This window comes from Pantoea eucrina, from assembly GCF_001691555.1.
Taxonomy (GTDB): Bacteria; Pseudomonadota; Gammaproteobacteria; order Enterobacterales; family Enterobacteriaceae; genus Pantoea; species Pantoea borealis.
In genome coordinates, this window is sequence record NZ_MAYN01000008.1 from 1 (window position 1) to 17365 (window position 17365).

15 protein-coding genes and 1 rRNA gene are annotated in these 17365 nt (G+C 54.9%); 9 read left to right on the plus strand and 7 right to left on the minus strand.

What is annotated here, in order from left to right; translation table 11 throughout:
* Positions 1 to 12 precede the first annotated feature (12 nt).
* Positions 13 to 128 (plus strand): 5S ribosomal RNA (gene rrf / locus BBA90_RS06050).
* Between the two features lie 77 nt (positions 129 to 205).
* Here the strand turns inward: rrf and mobB are convergent.
* The gene (mobB, locus tag BBA90_RS06055) at positions 206 to 709 is read right to left on the minus strand and encodes a molybdopterin-guanine dinucleotide biosynthesis protein MobB (RefSeq protein ID WP_065648380.1); all 504 of its coding nucleotides are present in this window, start codon (positions 707 to 709) and stop codon (positions 206 to 208) included.
* The gene (mobA, locus tag BBA90_RS06060) at positions 709 to 1281 is read right to left on the minus strand and encodes a molybdenum cofactor guanylyltransferase MobA (RefSeq protein ID WP_065648381.1); all 573 of its coding nucleotides are present in this window, start codon (positions 1279 to 1281) and stop codon (positions 709 to 711) included. The genes mobB and mobA overlap by 1 nt, the downstream gene beginning before the upstream one ends.
* Positions 1282 to 1327: 46 nt before the next feature.
* Between mobA and BBA90_RS06065 the strand changes: the two genes are divergently transcribed.
* From BBA90_RS06065 to polA, 4 genes are all read left to right on the plus strand, one after another.
* A complete protein-coding gene (locus BBA90_RS06065; protein ID WP_065650414.1) occupies positions 1328 to 1603 on the plus strand; it encodes a YihD family protein in 276 nt (91 codons plus the stop codon).
* A gap of 46 nt (positions 1604 to 1649) precedes the next feature.
* Positions 1650 to 2636 (plus strand): serine/threonine protein kinase, encoded by a 987-nt coding sequence (locus tag BBA90_RS06070; RefSeq protein ID WP_065648382.1) that lies wholly within the window; start codon positions 1650 to 1652, stop codon positions 2634 to 2636.
* Between the two features lie 26 nt (positions 2637 to 2662).
* Positions 2663 to 3292 carry a thiol:disulfide interchange protein DsbA gene (dsbA, locus tag BBA90_RS06075; protein ID WP_065648383.1) on the plus strand — a complete coding sequence of 210 codons (630 nt, stop codon included), beginning with the start codon at positions 2663 to 2665 and terminating at the stop codon, positions 3290 to 3292.
* A 366-nt stretch (positions 3293 to 3658) separates the two neighbouring features.
* Entirely contained in the window at positions 3659 to 6442 is a 2784-nt protein-coding gene (gene polA / locus BBA90_RS06080) for a DNA polymerase I (protein ID WP_065648384.1), read from the plus strand.
* A 290-nt stretch (positions 6443 to 6732) separates the two neighbouring features.
* On the opposite strand, the gene yihA is transcribed toward polA, so the two are convergent.
* Entirely contained in the window at positions 6733 to 7377 is a 645-nt protein-coding gene (gene yihA, locus BBA90_RS06085; RefSeq protein WP_065648385.1) for a ribosome biogenesis GTP-binding protein YihA/YsxC, read from the minus strand.
* 554 nt (positions 7378 to 7931) lie between these two features.
* On the opposite strand from yihA, the gene yihI reads away from it, so the two are divergent.
* Positions 7932 to 8453 (plus strand): Der GTPase-activating protein YihI, encoded by a 522-nt coding sequence (gene yihI, locus BBA90_RS06090; RefSeq protein WP_065648386.1) that lies wholly within the window; start codon positions 7932 to 7934, stop codon positions 8451 to 8453.
* 233 nt (positions 8454 to 8686) lie between these two features.
* On the plus strand, positions 8687 to 10060 hold the full coding sequence (gene hemN, locus BBA90_RS06095; RefSeq protein ID WP_065648387.1) for an oxygen-independent coproporphyrinogen III oxidase: 1374 nt from the start codon (positions 8687 to 8689) through the stop codon (positions 10058 to 10060).
* Positions 10061 to 10091: 31 nt separating this feature from the next.
* Here hemN and BBA90_RS19070 read toward each other — a convergent pair whose 3' ends face one another.
* The 4 genes from BBA90_RS19070 to glnA form a co-directional block, all read right to left on the minus strand.
* Complete coding sequence (locus BBA90_RS19070; protein ID WP_139074175.1) at positions 10092 to 10217, minus strand: YshB family small membrane protein; 126 nt, start codon at positions 10215 to 10217, stop codon at positions 10092 to 10094.
* A 99-nt stretch (positions 10218 to 10316) separates the two neighbouring features.
* Positions 10317 to 11726 (minus strand): nitrogen regulation protein NR(I), encoded by a 1410-nt coding sequence (glnG, locus tag BBA90_RS06105; protein WP_065648389.1) that lies wholly within the window; start codon positions 11724 to 11726, stop codon positions 10317 to 10319.
* Positions 11727 to 11733: 7 nt separating this feature from the next.
* Complete coding sequence (glnL, locus tag BBA90_RS06110; protein WP_065648390.1) at positions 11734 to 12783, minus strand: nitrogen regulation protein NR(II); 1050 nt, start codon at positions 12781 to 12783, stop codon at positions 11734 to 11736.
* A gap of 177 nt (positions 12784 to 12960) precedes the next feature.
* Positions 12961 to 14370: a glutamate--ammonia ligase gene (glnA, locus tag BBA90_RS06115; RefSeq protein ID WP_065648391.1), complete on the minus strand. Its 1410-nt coding sequence runs from the start codon at positions 14368 to 14370 to the stop codon at positions 12961 to 12963.
* Between the two features lie 439 nt (positions 14371 to 14809).
* On the opposite strand from glnA, the gene typA reads away from it, so the two are divergent.
* A complete protein-coding gene (typA, locus tag BBA90_RS06120) occupies positions 14810 to 16630 on the plus strand; it encodes a ribosome-dependent GTPase TypA (protein ID WP_065648392.1) in 1821 nt (606 codons plus the stop codon).
* Positions 16631 to 16768: 138 nt separating this feature from the next.
* Positions 16769 to 17365, plus strand: coding sequence for a glucose-1-phosphatase (yihX, locus tag BBA90_RS06125; protein ID WP_065648393.1), 597 nt, complete (start codon positions 16769 to 16771; stop codon positions 17363 to 17365).

The following is a 17365-nucleotide window of genomic DNA, read 5'->3' on the forward strand; positions in this document are numbered from 1 at the left end:
TAACAGAATTTGCCTGGCGGCCACAGCGCGGCGGTCCCACCTGACCCCATGCCGAACTCAGAAGTGAAACGCCGTAGCGCCGATGGTAGTGTGGGGCCTCCCCATGCGAGAGTAGGGAACTGCCAGGCATCCATCAAGTAAGAGAGCCCTGAACAGACGTTCAGGGCTTTTTTACGTCTGCAGAAAACGCAGAAATGAGTAAAATTTAAGCTTTTTTCAGCCAGCTGACGATAAAGTCAGCGATGCGGTCAGGCTGGTTGATATCCAGCAGCGGCAGATCAAGCGCCAGGGCTTCATCGCTGGCTATGGCAATCACATATTCATCCAGCAACTCTTCTGCCCCGCCTTTAACACCACGCCGCCACAGCGCAATTTTTGCCACCTTTTCATCCCTGAATCCTTCAACCAGTATCAGATCCAGCGCTGCGCTGTTCATCTGTGCTGCCAGATGCTGCAGAGATGCGGGTTCATCTGGCGTTTCACACATCAGCGCCCAGCGCCGTTCACTGGCAACCATCACCTGGTCGGCGCCCGCTTTACGTAAAACGTAGCTGTCTTTACCTGGCGTATCGATCTCCAGCTGATGATGAGAATGCTTGATCAGCCCGGTCCGGATCCCGCGCTGTTTTAACAGCGGTATCAGCGATTTAAGCAGCGTAGTCTTGCCGGTACCGCTCCACGCGGCAATGGCGAGTAAAGGGACGTCCATTATTCTCCTTCCTCCTGTGCCAGATCGTCTGCGGTATTGATATTACGGAATAGTGTCTCATCCTCATCAAACAGCACTGCATGGCCGCCGCTGGCGCACAGAAACTGCATCAGACGCCGTTCGCCGCGTGAGAGATACATGGCCAGTTCATCAGCCAGCGCCCGGTTAAGCAGAGCCAGTACCGGATGATCGCGCATGACCGATCTGACCCAGACCGCCGGCGCCTCTGCGCGCTGTTGCCATAGCCGCAGGACAAAATCCTGAGGAATATAGGGCGTATCACAGGCGCAGAAAACAACCCATTCGCTCTGGCTATGGCGTAATCCGCTCAGCATACCCGCCAGCGGACCGGGCCAGTCAGGTAATGTGTCTGTTATCACTTTACAGCCGCTTAACTGATATTGATCAAGGTGCCGGTTAGCGCTGATCAGCACACTCTCTACCTGTGGCTGCAGTCGCTGCAGCACATGCTGATAAAGAGGCTGATTATGCAGCCGCACCAGCCCCTTATCACGACCTCCCATACGGCTGCCCTGGCCACCCGCCAGAATAACGCCGGTAAATACGGGCATGGTTATCTCCTTTTATAAACCCGCGCAGTGTAACGAGGGATCGGCTATGAAAACCCATCGTCTTAACGAACTGATTGCGCTCCTGCAGCCTGCCTGGCAGCAGGAGCCTGAATATAACCTGCTGGCTTTTTTACACAAGCTGGCGCAGGAGGCGGGCTTTCATGGCCCGTTAAGTGAATTAAGCGACGACATATTGATTTACCATCTCAAAATGCGTGATACCGATAGCACCACAGAAATACCCGGTATCAGAAAAGATTACGAAGCAGACTTTAAAACAGCACTGTTACGCGCACGCGGTGTGATCAAGGCTGACGAGTAGTGCTATCCTTGCGCATCTACTGCAAAGGTAACATACAGGGCCGACAATGAACGACGCTGCCTTTAATTTTCATACGCTGGATCCGGATGCCATTCTCGACGCTTTATGGGATACCGGCCTGCGGGTGGAGTCAGGCTTAACGGCGCTGAACAGCTATGAAAACCGCGTTTACCAGTTCAGCGATGATGAAAACCGGCGCTACGTCGCTAAGTTTTATCGTCCGCAGCGCTGGAGCCGGGAACAGATCCTTGAAGAGCATGCGCTGGCGCTGGATCTGCTGAATGACGACGTGCCGGTAGCGGCACCGCTTACGCTACAGGACAGCACGCTTAACCAGCATGCCGGATTTATGTTTGCCGTGTTCCCCAGCGTCGGCGGTCGTCAGTATGAAACGGACAATGAGGAACAGATGGAGTGGGTGGGCCGCTTCCTCGGCCGCATGCATCAGACCGGACGTCGTAAACCTTTCGTCCGGCGTCCGGAGCTGGGGCTTGAAGAGTATATCCGGCAGCCACAGCAGACGCTGGCCCACAGCGAGCTGGTACCGGCAAGGCTTAAAGAGAGCTTGCTGAAGGCTATAGAGCATCTCTTAAGCACGCTGCAGCAGAGCTGGCACACGCAGTGGCAGCCGCTGCGCCTGCACGGCGACTGTCATCCGGGCAATATTTTATGGCGTGACGGCCCGATGTTTGTTGATCTGGATGATGCGCGCACCGGCCCGGCCGTGCAGGATCTCTGGATGCTGATAAACGGCGATCGACAGGAACAGCGCATTCAGTGGGATATTCTGATAGAGGCGTATAACGAGTTCGGTGATTTCGATTTACATGAATTGACACTGATTGAGTCTTTACGCGCCATGCGCATGGTTTATTATCTGGCCTGGGTCGTACGCCGCTGGCAGGATCCCGCTTTTCCGCGTGCGTTCCCCTGGATGACTGACGAGGATTTCTGGCGCCGGCAGATTGCACTCCTGATTGAGCAGGAGCGACTGTTGCACGAACCCCCATTACGGCTTGGTCCGCAATTTTAATAACGTACTCAGGAGATAGGTTAACAATGAAAAAAATCTGGCTTGCGCTGGCGGGAATGTTGCTGGCATTTAGCGTATCAGCGGCGCAGTTCACCGACGGTAAACAGTATGTCACGCTGCAGAAGCCGGTGGCAGGTGAACCTCAGGTCATGGAATTCTTCTCGTTTTTCTGCCCGCACTGCTATCAGTTTGAACGTGTTTACCACGTCAGCGAGGCAGTGAAGAAGAACCTGCCGGCTGAGACCAAAGTGACAAAATATCACGTCGATTTTCTCGGCGGTGACTTAGGGCCGGTTGTAACGCACGCCTGGGCAGTGGCTATGGCACTCGGCGTGGAAAGCAAAGTTACCGCACCAATTTTTGATGGCATTCAGAAGACGCAAACCATCACCGATCCGGCCAGCCTGAAAGAGACCTTTATCAAAGCAGCAGGGATCTCAGCTGGCGATTATGATGCTGCCTGGAACAGCTTTGCGGTCAAGGCGCTGGTTGCGCAGCAGCAGAAAGCCGCTTCTGACGTCAATCTGCAGGGCGTGCCGGCTATTTTTGTTAACGGCAAATATATGGTCAATAACGGCGGTCTGGACACCAGCTCTATGGAGAATTTTGTCGCCGATTATGCCAACGTGGTTAAGTTCCTGGCTGAAAAGCAGTAACGTAATACGCTTAAACGCTGGCAATGCCAGCGTTTTTTATTTCTTTCTTCCTCATTTATTCTTTTTTCCGCAGATCCTCCGCAGTGATATCCACATGGACGATCGCGTCCCCGAAAGCGCGCTCTGTGTCACGGCAACTTATTAACTTACTGTAAATAAATAGTTATTATCTGATATTTTTTTTTCTCATCCTGAAAAATTAGCGCCCTGTAAAATTTGCGCACAAAGTTATCCACAGAAAGATCGTTGCGATCCGCGTTTGATAACCGTGAAAAAAAGTGCCTCTCTCCCGTGTTCATTCAACATTTTTCTCAGGTTGTGGCATCCTTATAAGCCTGAATCTCGCAACGAAGAAACCTTAACACTATGGCGAAAATCGCAGAAAATCCCCTGATTCTGGTAGACGGATCCTCTTATCTCTACCGTGCATATCATGCCTTTCCGCCACTGACCAACAGCGCGGGTGAACCCACCGGCGCGATGTATGGTGTGCTCAACATGCTGAAAAGCCTGCTGATGCAGTATCAGCCCAGCCATGTGGCTGTGGTCTTCGATGCGAAAGGAAAAACCTTCCGTGACGAACTGTTCGAACACTACAAGTCTCATCGCCCGCCGATGCCTGACGATCTGCGTGCGCAGATCGCACCGCTGCATGAAATGGTAAAAGCGATGGGGCTGCCGCTGCTGGCCGTATCGGGCGTGGAAGCGGACGATGTTATCGGTACGCTGGCGCTGGAAGCGGGTAAACAGGGGCGCAGCGTGCTGATCAGCACCGGTGATAAAGATATGGCGCAGCTGGTGACGCCAGAGATCACGCTGATCAATACCATGAGCAATACCGTACTGGGACCGGAAGAGGTTGAAGAGAAATATGGTGTGCCGCCTGCACTGATCATCGATTTTCTGGCGATGATGGGCGACAGTTCCGATAACATTCCCGGCGTGCCGGGCGTAGGTGAGAAGACCGCGCAGGCGCTGCTGCAGGGACTGGGTGGCATGCATGCCATTTATGAAAATCTCGACAAAGTAGCCGGTCTGGCATTCCGTGGCGCGAAAACCATGGCGGCCAAACTCGAACAGAACCGCGATGTGGCCTTTCTCTCCTACCAGCTGGCGACCATTAAAACGGATGTGCCGCTGGAGGTGAGTTACGATCAGCTGACGGTGAACCAGCCTGACGTTGAGACGCTGCAGACGCTGTTTGCCCGCTTTGAATTCCGGCGCTGGCAGGCCGATCTGCAGGAAGGTAAGTGGCTGCAGGGCAAAAAGAGCAATGTGCAGGCGCAGAGCGTGCTGGCTGATGAGCCCGAGGCCGCGGAAGCCACCAGCGTGCTCTCAGCAGACGGGTATGTCACTATCCTTGATGAGGCAACCTTTAACACCTGGCTCGATAAACTGAAGCAGGCTGACGTGTTTGCCTTCGACCTTGAAACTGATTCACTCGATACGCTCAGCGCGACCATTGTGGGTATCGCCTTTGCCGTCGCGCCCGGTGAGGCCGCCTACCTGCCGGTGGCGCACGACTATCTGGACGCACCCGATCAGCTCGATCGCATCGACGTGCTGGCGAAATTAAAACCGCTGCTGGAAGATGAACGCGCGGCGAAAGTCGGGCAGAACCTGAAGTACGATCGCGGCGTGCTGAAAAATTACGGTATCGAACTGCGCGGCATCCGGTTTGACACCATGCTGGAGTCATACTGTCTGAACAGCATTGGCGGCAAGCATGATATGGACAGCCTCTCGGCGCGCTGGCTGAATCACAAGACGGTCACGTTCACGGAGATCGCCGGCAAAGGCAAAAATCAGCTCACGTTTAACCAGATTGCGCTGGAGCAGGCGGCACACTATGCGGCAGAAGATGCCGATGTGACGCTGCAGCTGCATCAGCAGATGTGGCCAAAACTGGAGCAGGAAGCGGGTCCGAAACAGGTCTTTACGGACATCGAAATGCCCCTGGTCACGGTGATTTCACGTATTGAGCGTAACGGCGTGCTTATCGATCAGAACATCCTCGCCAGGCACTCTCAGGAGCTGACCACCCGCCTCTCTGAACTGGAACTGAAGGCGCATGAACTGGCGGGCGAGCCGTTTAATCTCTCCTCAACTAAACAGCTGCAGACCATCCTGTTTGAAAAGCAGGGCATTAAGCCTACGAAGAAGACACCGGGCGGCGCACCTTCAACCAGCGAAGAGGTGCTGGCCGAGCTGGCGCTTGATTATCCGTTGCCAAAAGTCATTCTGGAGCATCGGGGGCTGTCAAAGCTGAAATCTACCTACACCGATAAACTGCCGCAGATGATTAATCCGGTCTCCGGACGCGTTCACACCTCTTATCATCAGGCCGTCACGGCGACCGGCCGTCTCTCTTCGACCGATCCGAACCTGCAGAACATTCCGGTCCGTAACGAAGAAGGTCGCCGGATCCGTCAGGCCTTTATTGCCGGTACAGATAAACGGATTGTTGCTGCGGACTATTCCCAGATTGAGCTGCGCATCATGGCGCATCTGTCACAGGATAAAGGTTTGCTGGATGCCTTTGCCCAGGGAGAGGATATCCACCGTGCCACGGCAGCGGAAGTATTTGGTTCCGCGCTGGAAAAGGTCTCAGCCGAGCAGCGCCGCAGCGCCAAAGCGATTAACTTTGGCCTGATTTATGGCATGAGTGCTTTTGGTCTGTCGCGCCAGCTGAACATCGGTGCCGGTGAAGCGAAGAAATATATGGATCTCTACTTCGAACGCTATCCGGGCGTGCTGCGTTACATGGAAAAGACCCGCGATCAGGCGGCGTCCAAAGGCTATGTGGAGACGCTGGACGGGCGTCGTCTGTGGCTGCCGGATATCAAATCCAGTAACGCTATCCGCCGCAAAGCGGCTGAGCGTGCGGCAATCAATGCGCCAATGCAGGGAACTGCAGCAGATATCATCAAGCGGGCAATGATTGCCGTGGATGGCTGGCTGCAGCAGCAGAGCGGTGATGACGTGAAGATGATCATGCAGGTACACGATGAACTGGTGTTTGAGATCCACAAAGACGCGGTGGAGAGCGCCAGCGCAAAAATCCGTCAGCTGATGGAGAGCAGCATGACGCTGGATGTGCCGCTGCTGGTGGAAGTCGGCGTCGGTGATAACTGGGATCAGGCGCACTGATCTAACTTGCTGCCTGCTAAACATTTTTTCGGGAATTAAACTATAGCTTCTGTGCAAAAGTGTGACGAGGCTGGTAAAAATTATGTCAAAACCTGAAAGTGAATCACAAAAAATCCTTTGTCGGTCAGAAAAAATCAGGTAAAGTTCGTCGCGTAGGGTACAGAGGTAAGATGTTCTATCTTTCAGACCTTTTACTTCACGTAATCGGATTTGGCTGAATATTTAGCCGCCCCAGTCAGTTATGACTGGGGCGTTTTTTATTGGGCTTTTTTCACCTGACTACGCTGCCGTTACTCTGCTGGCAGGTTATCTGCATCGCCTTCCCGGGCCGGCTCAAGTTCGCTGAACCAGGTATCCAGCTTCTGACGCACTTTGTCCACGCCCAGCTTTTTCAGCGAAGAGAACATCTCAACCTGCACGTCGCCCGTAAAGCCCAGCGCGGCTTCACGCACCATATTGAGCTGCGCTTTACGCGCGCCAGAAGCGAGCTTGTCCGCTTTGGTCAGCAGCACTAAAACCGGAATGTTGCTGCTCACGGCCCACTCAATCATCTGCTGATCGAGATCTTTAAGCGGGTGGCGGATATCCATCAGCACCACCAGCCCTTTCAGCGCCTGCCGCTTTTGCAGATATTCTGCCAGCGCACGCTGCCATTTACGTTTCATCTCTTCCGGTACTTCGGCATAGCCGTAGCCGGGCAGATCCACCAGACGTTTGCCCTCAACCACTTCAAACAGGTTGATAAGCTGGGTACGCCCCGGCGTTTTACTGGTGCGCGCCAGACTTTTCTGGTTAGTCAGTGTATTAAGCGCACTGGATTTGCCTGCATTTGAGCGCCCGGCAAAGGCTACTTCAATACCCGTGTCGGACGGCAGATGACGGATATCTGGCGCACTGAGCATGAAGTGAGTAACGTGATAATTCAAAGCAGACAAAATAGACTCCAGCTGATAGATACGGACTAATGCGCTGATTATACCTGTTATGACGCAAAAGTATCTGACAGCTGTTGCCCTGACAGACTGTGTAAGAGATCGCCGTTTCATGATGCCAGTTTTGGCTGAAATATAAAAAGTTCAATATTTTTTTATCATTAAAATACAAAGTCTTGCGTTGTTTTAATCACTCTTTTCTCTAAATAAGGGCAAGGACTCACTTGTTGATTCTGCACTTTCGTCTACATTTGGTGTCAGTGCAAGGCAGCACCCATCAGGATGATGCGCTCAGGAGTGTCCGGAAGACCACGAGCATGGCAGGAGTACGATTCAGGCAGGAATCGGGAAAGGACAGGGATTACTCGCAGGAGCGATATGGCGACGGAGTGACCGGGACGTTGAGAGCCGTAAAGGATTTATTCAGAGTTTCCTTCGTACGAAGGTGCGAAATAAGGCGATAGCAAAAGCTATCGCCTTTTTTCTTTGTCTGCTTTCTGCTAGATTTCGCCGCAATTCTATACTGAACTCACCAGGCATCACTGAGACCGGATACCATGAAGCAACCTGCACCCGCCCAGCGTGGCAAACCCGCTGCTAAAGCCAAACGCAAATCGCGTGAAGAACTGAATCAGGAAGCGCGCGATCGTAAACGTGACAAAAAGCACAGCGGCCATAAATCGGGCAGCCGTGCCAGCCCGACGGCGCAGAGCAGCGGCAGCGCACAGACTAAAAAAAGCAGCGATGCCCGCATTGGCAGCAAAAAACCGGTATCGCTGGTGGCTGAAGGCAAAACGCAGCCCGTGACAAAAGCGGCACCTCAGCCCAAAGCGAAAGCGCAGAAAGTACGCCTGACGCCTGAAGAGGAGCTGGCGAAGCTGGAGAACGACGAACGTCTCGACACACTGCTTGATCGCCTGGAAAAAGGCGAGACGCTGAGCGGTGAAGACCAGGCGTGGCTGGATGAGACGCTGGACCGCATCGATGAGCTGATGGAAACGCTGGGGATCGCGCTGGATGACGACGCCGAAGATGAGCAGGCTGAAGAAGATATGATGCGCCTGCTGAAAGGGCAGTAATTCCGTTACCGGACGGCATGCGCCGTACCGCATGCCGCGCTGAGCAGGTATTCAACAATGTTTTGGCCTGGATCAATTTTAGCGCTGCTGCTCACATGTTATATCCTCTGGTTATTGTTTAAACTACGCCGCCTGTCGCGCCTGAAATCGCGTTTATGGCGGCGTTCCCTTCACCGCTTCACTGACCCTTCTGCGCGACCTTTCCGGACCACACGCCACCGAAAGAGGTAAGCATGACCGCGCAGCAGATAGAATGGGATCAGCAGCTGGTTGAGAAATACAGCGGCTCAGGCCCGCGTTATACTTCCTATCCCACCGCGCCGGAATTCAGTGAAATTTTCCGCGACGCAGATTTTCAGCAGGCTGCTACCCGCTATCCTCACCGGCCGCTCTCCCTTTACGTGCATATTCCGTTCTGTCACAGGCTATGTTACTTCTGCGGCTGCAATAAAATAGTGACGCGTCAGCGGCATAAAGCTGACCGCTATCTGAATGCGCTGGCACAGGAGATCGCCTGTCGTGCACCGCTGTTTGCCGGTCGCCGGGTAACTCAGCTGCACTGGGGAGGCGGCACGCCGACCTTCCTTGACGGACCGCAGATAAGCCGGCTGATGGCGCTGTTGCGGCATCACTTTGATATAGCGGATGACGCTGAAATGTCGATCGAAATCGATCCGCGTGAGATCGCACCGGCCACGATCGATCATCTGCGGGCGGAAGGATTTAACCGCCTGAGCATAGGGATTCAGGATTTTGATCGGGCGGTGCAGGCGCGCATTAACCGGGTACAGGATGAAGCGGCAATTGGTGCGCTGGTAAAGCGCGCGCGCGAACAGGGCTTTCGTTCGGTCAGTTTCGATCTGATCTACGGTCTGCCGCTGCAGACTGCGGAACGCTTTGCACGGACGCTGCAGCGGGTGGTCGGGCTTGCTCCCGACCGTCTCAGCCTGTTCAGCTATGCGCATATGCCCGCGCTGTTTGCGGCGCAGCGCAAAATCAAAGCAGCAGAGCTACCCGACGCCGCGCAAAAGCTGCTGATCCTGCAGCAGAGCATTGCCACACTGACCGCCGCAGGCTACCAGTTTATCGGGATGGATCACTTTGCCCGGCCGGATGATGACCTGGCGATCGCGCAGCGCAGCGGCCTGCTGCACCGCAATTTTCAGGGCTACACCACGCACGGTGAGAGCGATCTGCTGGGACTGGGCGTTTCTGCTATCAGCATGCTGGGCGACAGCTATGCGCAGAACCGGAAAGTGCTGAATGAGTGGTATGCAGGGGTGGAGCAGCAGGGTAGCGCGCTGTGGCGCGGATTAACGCTGACGGAGGATGATCGTTTGCGGCGCGAGGTCATTAAACAGCTTATCTGCAACTTCACGCTCGATTTTGCCGCCGTGGAGGCGCAGTGGCCGGTCGCGTTTGAAGACTATTTTGCTGAAGATTTGACGCAGTTAGCCCCGCTGGTGGCGGAGGGGCTGGTGCGTTATGAAGCGCGGCGCCTGACGGTGACCGGGCGCGGCCGTCTGCTGATCCGCTCTGTCTGCATGTGTTTTGATCGCTATCTGCGGCAGAAAAACCGCCAGCAGCACTATTCCCGGATTATTTAAATAACAAAGGGAGCAGTACGCTCCCTTGCTATTAACTGAACAGGCTCGCCGTAACGGCGCATACCACAGCAGCCAGCGCAGTCTGCGGCGAATGTGTCACCGCGCTGCCAATGGCTGCCAGGTTATGCGCTATCGTCAGCATGACAGATTGCAGCATGATACTTGTCTCCCGATTACCGCGCATATGATACTCATCGGTAACGGTCTGTACAGCCTGTGCGTGCAAAAAATCAGCAGAAAGCCGCTCCCTGCAGCGTTACTCCATGCCCAGCTCTTTGAGCTTGCGCGTCAGCGTGTTGCGTCCCCAGCCGAGCAGGCGTGCCGCTTCCTGTTTATGCCCCTGAGTATGACGCAGCGCCGTCGTCAGCAGGGTGCGCTCCATCTCCGGTTGCGCTTCGGATAACAGGTTCTGATGACCGGAACGCAGTGCGCGATCGGCCCACTGTGCCAGCAGCGTGGCCCAGCTGTCCGGCAGCGATTGCACCGGACTGTCAGGCGTGACGGATTCAAACAGCTCCGGCGGCAGATCCTGAATCAGCACTTCCTGACCGGCGGCCATGACCGTCAGCCAGCGGCAGGTGTTCTCCAGCTGGCGCACGTTGCCTGACCAGTGCAGGCGGGTCAGCGCCGTTTCCGTTTCCGGATGCAGGATTTTGGCCTCAACCCCCAGCTCGCGCGCGGCGACCTGCAGGAAGTAGCGTGCCAGACGCGGAATATCTTCGCGGCGCTCACGCAGCGGCGGCAGATGCACACGAATAACGTTGAGGCGGTGGAACAGATCCTCACGGAATTTGCCCTCCTGCACGCGCAGCTCAAGGTTCTGATGCGTGGCGGCAATAATGCGCACATCCACCTTTACCGGCGCGTAGCCGCCCACGCGATAGAACTGACCGTCTGCCAGCACGCGCAGCAGGCGAGTCTGCACATCCAGCGGCATATCGCCAATCTCATCAAGAAACAGCGTGCCGCCATCCGCCTGTTCAAAGCGGCCCTGGCGGATCTGGTTAGCGCCGGTAAACGCCCCTTTTTCGTGCCCGAACAGCTCAGATTCAATCAGGTCTTTCGGGATCGCTGCCATATTCAGCGCGATAAAAGGCGCCTTGGCCCGCGGGCTGTGGCGATGCAGCGCATGCGCGACCAGCTCTTTACCGGTTCCGGACTCTCCGTTGATCAGCACGCTGATTGAGGAGCGGGAGAGACGGCCAATAATACGGAACACATCCTGCATCGCCGGCGCTTCGCCGATGATGTCGGTTGTCGGGCCGCTGACGGGCTGATTGCGCGGCTGCTGCTGCTCCTGATAGTGGCTGATGGCGCGCTCGACCAGCGCGACCGCCTCATCAATATCAAACGGCTTCGGCAGATAATCAAACGCACCCTGCTGATAGGCGCTGACGGCGGCATCAAGATCGGAATGCGCCGTCATAATGATGACCGGCAGCATCGGATGACGCTGTTTAATCTGCTTAAGTAGCGCCAGGCCATCCATGCCCGGCATGCGGATATCTGACAATAATACGTCCGGGGTTTTGCTGGCGAGTGCATCCAGCACTTCACTGGCGCTGTCAAACGTCGCGCAGCTTAAACCGGCTCCAGTGAGCGCGCGTTCAAGCACCCAGCGGATGGAGCTATCGTCATCGACGATCCAGACTATCCCTCGTTGCATAGAAACCTCACTGGCGAATGGGCAGGTAAACCGAAAATTCGGTGTGGCCTGGCCAACTGTTAAATTCAATTTTTCCTGAGTGCTGATCGATCAGACTGCGGGCGATAGAGAGCCCGAGACCGGTGCCGCCTTCGCGTCCGCTGACCATGGGATAGAACAGCGTATCCTGCAGCTGTGCCGGGATACCCGGTCCGTTATCTTCCACATCAATACGCGCCACCAGCCGGTAGCGTGTGCCGTGCAGCGTCAGCTGAAAAGCGGTGCGCGTACGCAGCACGATGGTACCGCCCTCTGCGCCCAGCGCCTGCAGCGCATTGCGTACTACGTTAAGCAGCACCTGTTCAATCTGGTCAGGATCGTGTGGCAGTTCCGGCAGACTGGGGTCGTAGTCGCGCACCAGCGTGACGTTATCCGGCAGCTCCATCGAGACCAGCTTGACCACGCGTTCAGCCACCTGATGAATGCTCTGCGTAACGTGCAACCCCGGCTGCTGCGGGCCCAGCAGACGATCCACCAGATTGCGCAGCCGGTCTGCCTGCTCAATGATAACGTTGGTATATTCATTCAGCGACGGGTCAGGTAGCGCGCGCGACAGCAGCTGCGCTGCGCCGCGCAGGCCGCCAAGCGGGTTTTTAATCTCATGCGCCAGGCCGCGTACCAAATCGCGTGCGGCAACCTGCTGAGCATGCTGGATCTGCTCTTGGCTGAGCCGGCGCTGGTTGTCCATCGGGGCCATCTCCAGCAGGATCAGGCCGTCTGGCAGACGCTGCGCGGTCAGCGACATAATATGCGCACGTCCGTCGACCACCAGCGTGACTTCGCTGTCGGTAAAGCCCTGGCCCGCAGCCAGGCTCTCACGCATCACGTCAATGTTCAGCGAAAAGTAGCCGGTCAGTTCCGGCAGCGGTGTGCCAAACAGTTTGCGCGAACTCTGCGCCAGCAGCTGCTGCGCAGCCGGATTGGCATAGCGGATCACCAGCCCGTCATCGACCAGCAGGATACTGTTTATCAGGGAGTTGAGAATCTGCCCTGCATCAGGCAGTGAGCCAGCAACCATACCACGATCCTCTGCACCAAATTAGTGCACTATAGCGTTTTGGGATGGAAAACTCCCTGATAACGGCAATTTTGCGGTGAAAAAAACCCATCCGGAGATGGGCTAAAGTTTCCACGGCAACAAAAAAACGTTGTCCTCTTTTGCCCGGACTGGCGGACAAAAGAGGTGAATGGCCATTTAAACGCTGTAGTAGAGTTCAAATTCAACCGGGTGTGGCGTCATGCGAACGCGATCAACATCTGGCTTGCGCAGCTCGATGTAAGCATCGATAGCGTCGTCAGTGAATACGCCGCCGCGGGTCAGGAACTCGCGATCTTCATTCAGCGCGTTCAGCGCCTCTTCCAGAGAACCGGCTACTTTCGGGATCTCCGCTTCTTCTTCCGGCGGCAGATCGTAGAGGTTTTTGTCCATCGCATCGCCAGGATGGATTTTGTTGATGATGCCGTCGAGGCCAGCCATCAGCAGTGCAGTAAACGCCAGGTATGGGTTAGCCGCTGGATCCGGGAAGCGCGCTTCAATACGGCGAGCTTTCGGGCTGGCAACAACCGGAATACGGATAGAGGCAGAACGGTTACGCGCAGAATAAGCGAGCATAACCGGCGCTTCATAACCCGGCACCAGACGCTTGTAAGAGTTGGTGGTTGGGTTAGCCAGGGCGTTAATTGCTTTAGCGTGCTTGATCACACCGCCGATGTAGAACAGTGCCGTTTCAGACAGGCCGCCGTACTTATCACCGGAGAACAGGTTTACGCCACCTTTAGAGAGTGACATATGGCAGTGCATACCGGATCCGTTATCACCAAACATTGGCTTTGGCATAAAGGTTGCGGTCTTGCCGTAAGCGTGCGCGACGTTGTGCACGACATACTTATAAATCTGAATTTCATCCGCTTTTTTGGTCATGGTATTGAAGCGGGTTGCCACTTCGTTCTGACCAGCGGTTGCCACTTCGTGGTGATGTGCTTCTACAACCAGCCCCATCTGCTCCATGGTCAGACACATGGCAGAACGAATATCCTGAGAGGAGTCAACCGGTGGCACCGGGAAGTAACCGCCTTTCAGACCCGGACGATGGCCTTTGTTGCCGCCTTCGTACGCTTTGCCGGTGTTCCAGCACGCTTCGATATCATCGATAGCAACATGTGAACCTGAAGTCGATGAGCCGAAACGGATATCGTCAAACAGGAAAAATTCTGGCTCAGGCCCGAACAGCACCGTGTCAGCAATACCGGAAGAACGCAGGTACTCTTCGGCGCGCTTGGCAATGGAACGCGGGTCGCGATCGTAACCCTGCAGCGTGCCTGGCTCAAGGATGTCACACCGGATGATGAGAGTCGGGTCTTCGAAGAACGGATCCATTACCGCGGTGGTGGCATCCGGCATCAGCACCATGTCTGATTCGTTAATGCCTTTCCAGCCACCGATGGATGAACCATCGAACATTTTGCCTTCTTCAAAGAAGTCTGCGTTAACCTGATGAGCAGGAATGGTGACGTGCTGTTCTTTACCTTTGGTATCGGTAAAACGCAGATCGACGAACTTAACTTCATGCTCGTTCATCATCGAGAGAACGTGTTCAGCGGACATACTCAACTCTCCTGGAAATGGTCATCTGTTGTCGTGGTGAGAGAACTCAAAATGCCTGGAATGTGTCACGACTACTGACCACCCCTGACTAAGATCCCGGCAAGCTATTCAGCCATCAGGCCACTGTCGTTTGCACTTAAAAAAGATAAAGCGAATTCTGTGCCAACTTTTTTCAAGCGCGATAAATGGCGCTGTGCGGCGCGCTGCGGTGCATCAGCAGCTGCACCAGAACAGACGCATTGCTTTATTATGGTGCAAATCCGTGCGGTGTCAGCACTAAAATGGTGCACAAAGCCAGCAGGATGCAGATATTTGCACCGCTAATGGTGCTAAAAATCAGCAGCGCGAGAATATTGTCGGGAAAACTGTGATCATGTTCAGTATTCCGCTTAATCCGTGTACAATACCGCGTTATTTCTATAATGCCTGAGGCAAAGCTGTGATCGAAAATTTGCGTAACATCGCCATCATCGCGCACGTTGACCATGGAAAAACCACCCTGGTCGACAAACTGCTGCAACAGTCCGGTACTTTTGACGCTCGTACCGAAGCGACTGAACGTGTGATGGATTCCAATGATTTGGAAAAAGAGCGTGGAATTACCATCCTCGCAAAAAACACCGCCATCAAATGGAACGACTACCGTATCAACATCGTTGATACCCCGGGACACGCCGACTTCGGTGGTGAAGTAGAGCGCGTCATGTCCATGGTGGATTCGGTGCTGCTGGTTGTTGATGCGATGGATGGCCCTATGCCGCAAACCCGCTTCGTAACCAAGAAAGCCTTTGCCCACGGTCTGAAACCTATTGTGGTTATCAACAAAATTGACCGTCCAGGCGCGCGTCCTGACTGGGTTGTAGATCAGGTATTCGACCTGTTCGTTAACCTCGACGCGACTGACGAGCAGCTGGACTTCCCTATCATTTACGCGTCAGCGCTGAATGGTATTGCAGGTCTGGAACATACTGATATGGCTGAGGACATGACCCCGCTGTATCAGGCAATCGTCGATCACGTTTCTCCGCCGCAGGTTGAAGCTGATGCGCCGCTGCAGATGCAGATTTCACAGCTGGACTACAACAACTACCTGGGCGTTATCGGTATTGGCCGCATCAAGCGCGGTAAAATCAAGCCGAACCAGCAGGTAACGGTGATTGATAGCGAAGGCAAAACCCGTAACGCAAAAGTAGGCAAAGTGCTGACGCATCTGGGTCTGGAGCGTATCGACAGCGATCTGGCAGAAGCGGGCGACATCATTGCCGTTACCGGTCTGGGTGAGCTGAACATCTCCGATACCATCTGCGACACGCAGAATGTGCAGGCCCTGCCGGCGCTGAGCGTGGATGAGCCGACCGTGACCATGTTCTTTAACGTCAATACCTCACCGTTCTGCGGTAAAGAAGGTAAATACGTTACTTCACGTCAGATCCTGGATCGCCTGAACAAAGAACTGGTACACAACGTTGCGCTGCGCGTTGAAGAGACCACCGATGCTGACGCGTTCCGCGTATCAGGTCGTGGTGAGCTGCACCTTTCTGTTCTGATCGAAAACATGCGTCGTGAAGGTTTCGAGCTGGCGGTATCCCGTCCGAAAGTTATCTTCCGTGAGCATGAAGGCCGCAAGCAGGAGCCATTTGAGAACGTGACCCTCGATATCGAAGAGACCCATCAGGGCTCGGTGATGCAGGCGATGGGTGAGCGTAAAGGCGACCTGAAAAATATGGATCCGGATGGCAAAGGCCGCGTACGTCTCGACTACGTGATCCCAAGCCGTGGTCTGATCGGCTTCCGTAACGAATTCATGACCATGACCTCCGGTACCGGTCTGCTTTATTCTACCTTCAGCCACTACGACGACGTTCGTCCGGGTGAAGTGGGTCAGCGTCAGAACGGCGTTCTGATCTCCAACGGTCAGGGTAAAGCCGTTGCGTTTGCGCTGTTTGGTCTGCAGGATCGCGGTAAGCTGTTCCTGGGTCACGGTGCAGAAGTCTATGAAGGCCAGATCATCGGTATTCACAGCCGCTCTAACGACCTGACAGTAAACTGCCTGACCGGTAAGAAACTGACCAACATGCGTGCGTCAGGTACCGATGAGGCAACCACGCTGGTTCCGCCACAGAAAATGACGCTGGAGCAGGCGATCGAGTTCATCGATGATGATGAACTGGTTGAAGTCACGCCACAGTCAGTGCGTATTCGTAAACGTCACCTGACCGAGAACGATCGCAAACGCGCGTCTCGCGGCGGTAAAGAGTAAGCGATACCTTCTGTTATCAGGCCCCGCACTGCGGGGCTTTTTTGTTTTTGTTGCCCGCCTTTTCCCCGGCTGCTTACTGTTCAGCTACGCTTTTTGCCGCTAGAGTGAATGATCCCGGAAGCACAGAGGAGAGGCGTCATGCTGTACATCTTTGATTTGGGTAACGTGATCGTTGATATCGACTTCAATCGCGTACTGGGCGTCTGGAGTGATTTAGGTCGCGTGCCGCTGGCCACGCTGCAGAGTCGCTTCGGCATGGATGAAGCGTTTGAACAACATGAACGGGGTGAAATCAGCGACCCTGAATTTGCTGAACGTCTTTGCGAGCAGCTCGATATTGCCCTGAGCTACGAACAGTTCACTGCCGGCTGGCAGGCCGTGTTTGTCGGCGTGCGCCCGGAGACGCTGGCCATCATGAACCAGCTACGCGCCCGGGGCGAGCGCGTGGTGATCCTTTCCAACACGAATCAGCTGCATTTTGAGTTCTGGCCAACACACTATCCGGAAGTGCAGCAGGCTGCCGATCGCGTCTATATGTCGCAGGATCTCGGCATGCGTAAACCGGAAGCCCGTATTTTCAGCTATGTGCTGGCGCAGGAGGGGTACACTGCCGATCAGGCCATTTTCTTTGATGACAATCAGGCAAATATCGATGCGGCACGCGCGCTGGGAATAGACAGCGTGCTGGTGGAGGACCACAAAACCCTGCCAGACTGGTTTGCAGCGCGTGGATAA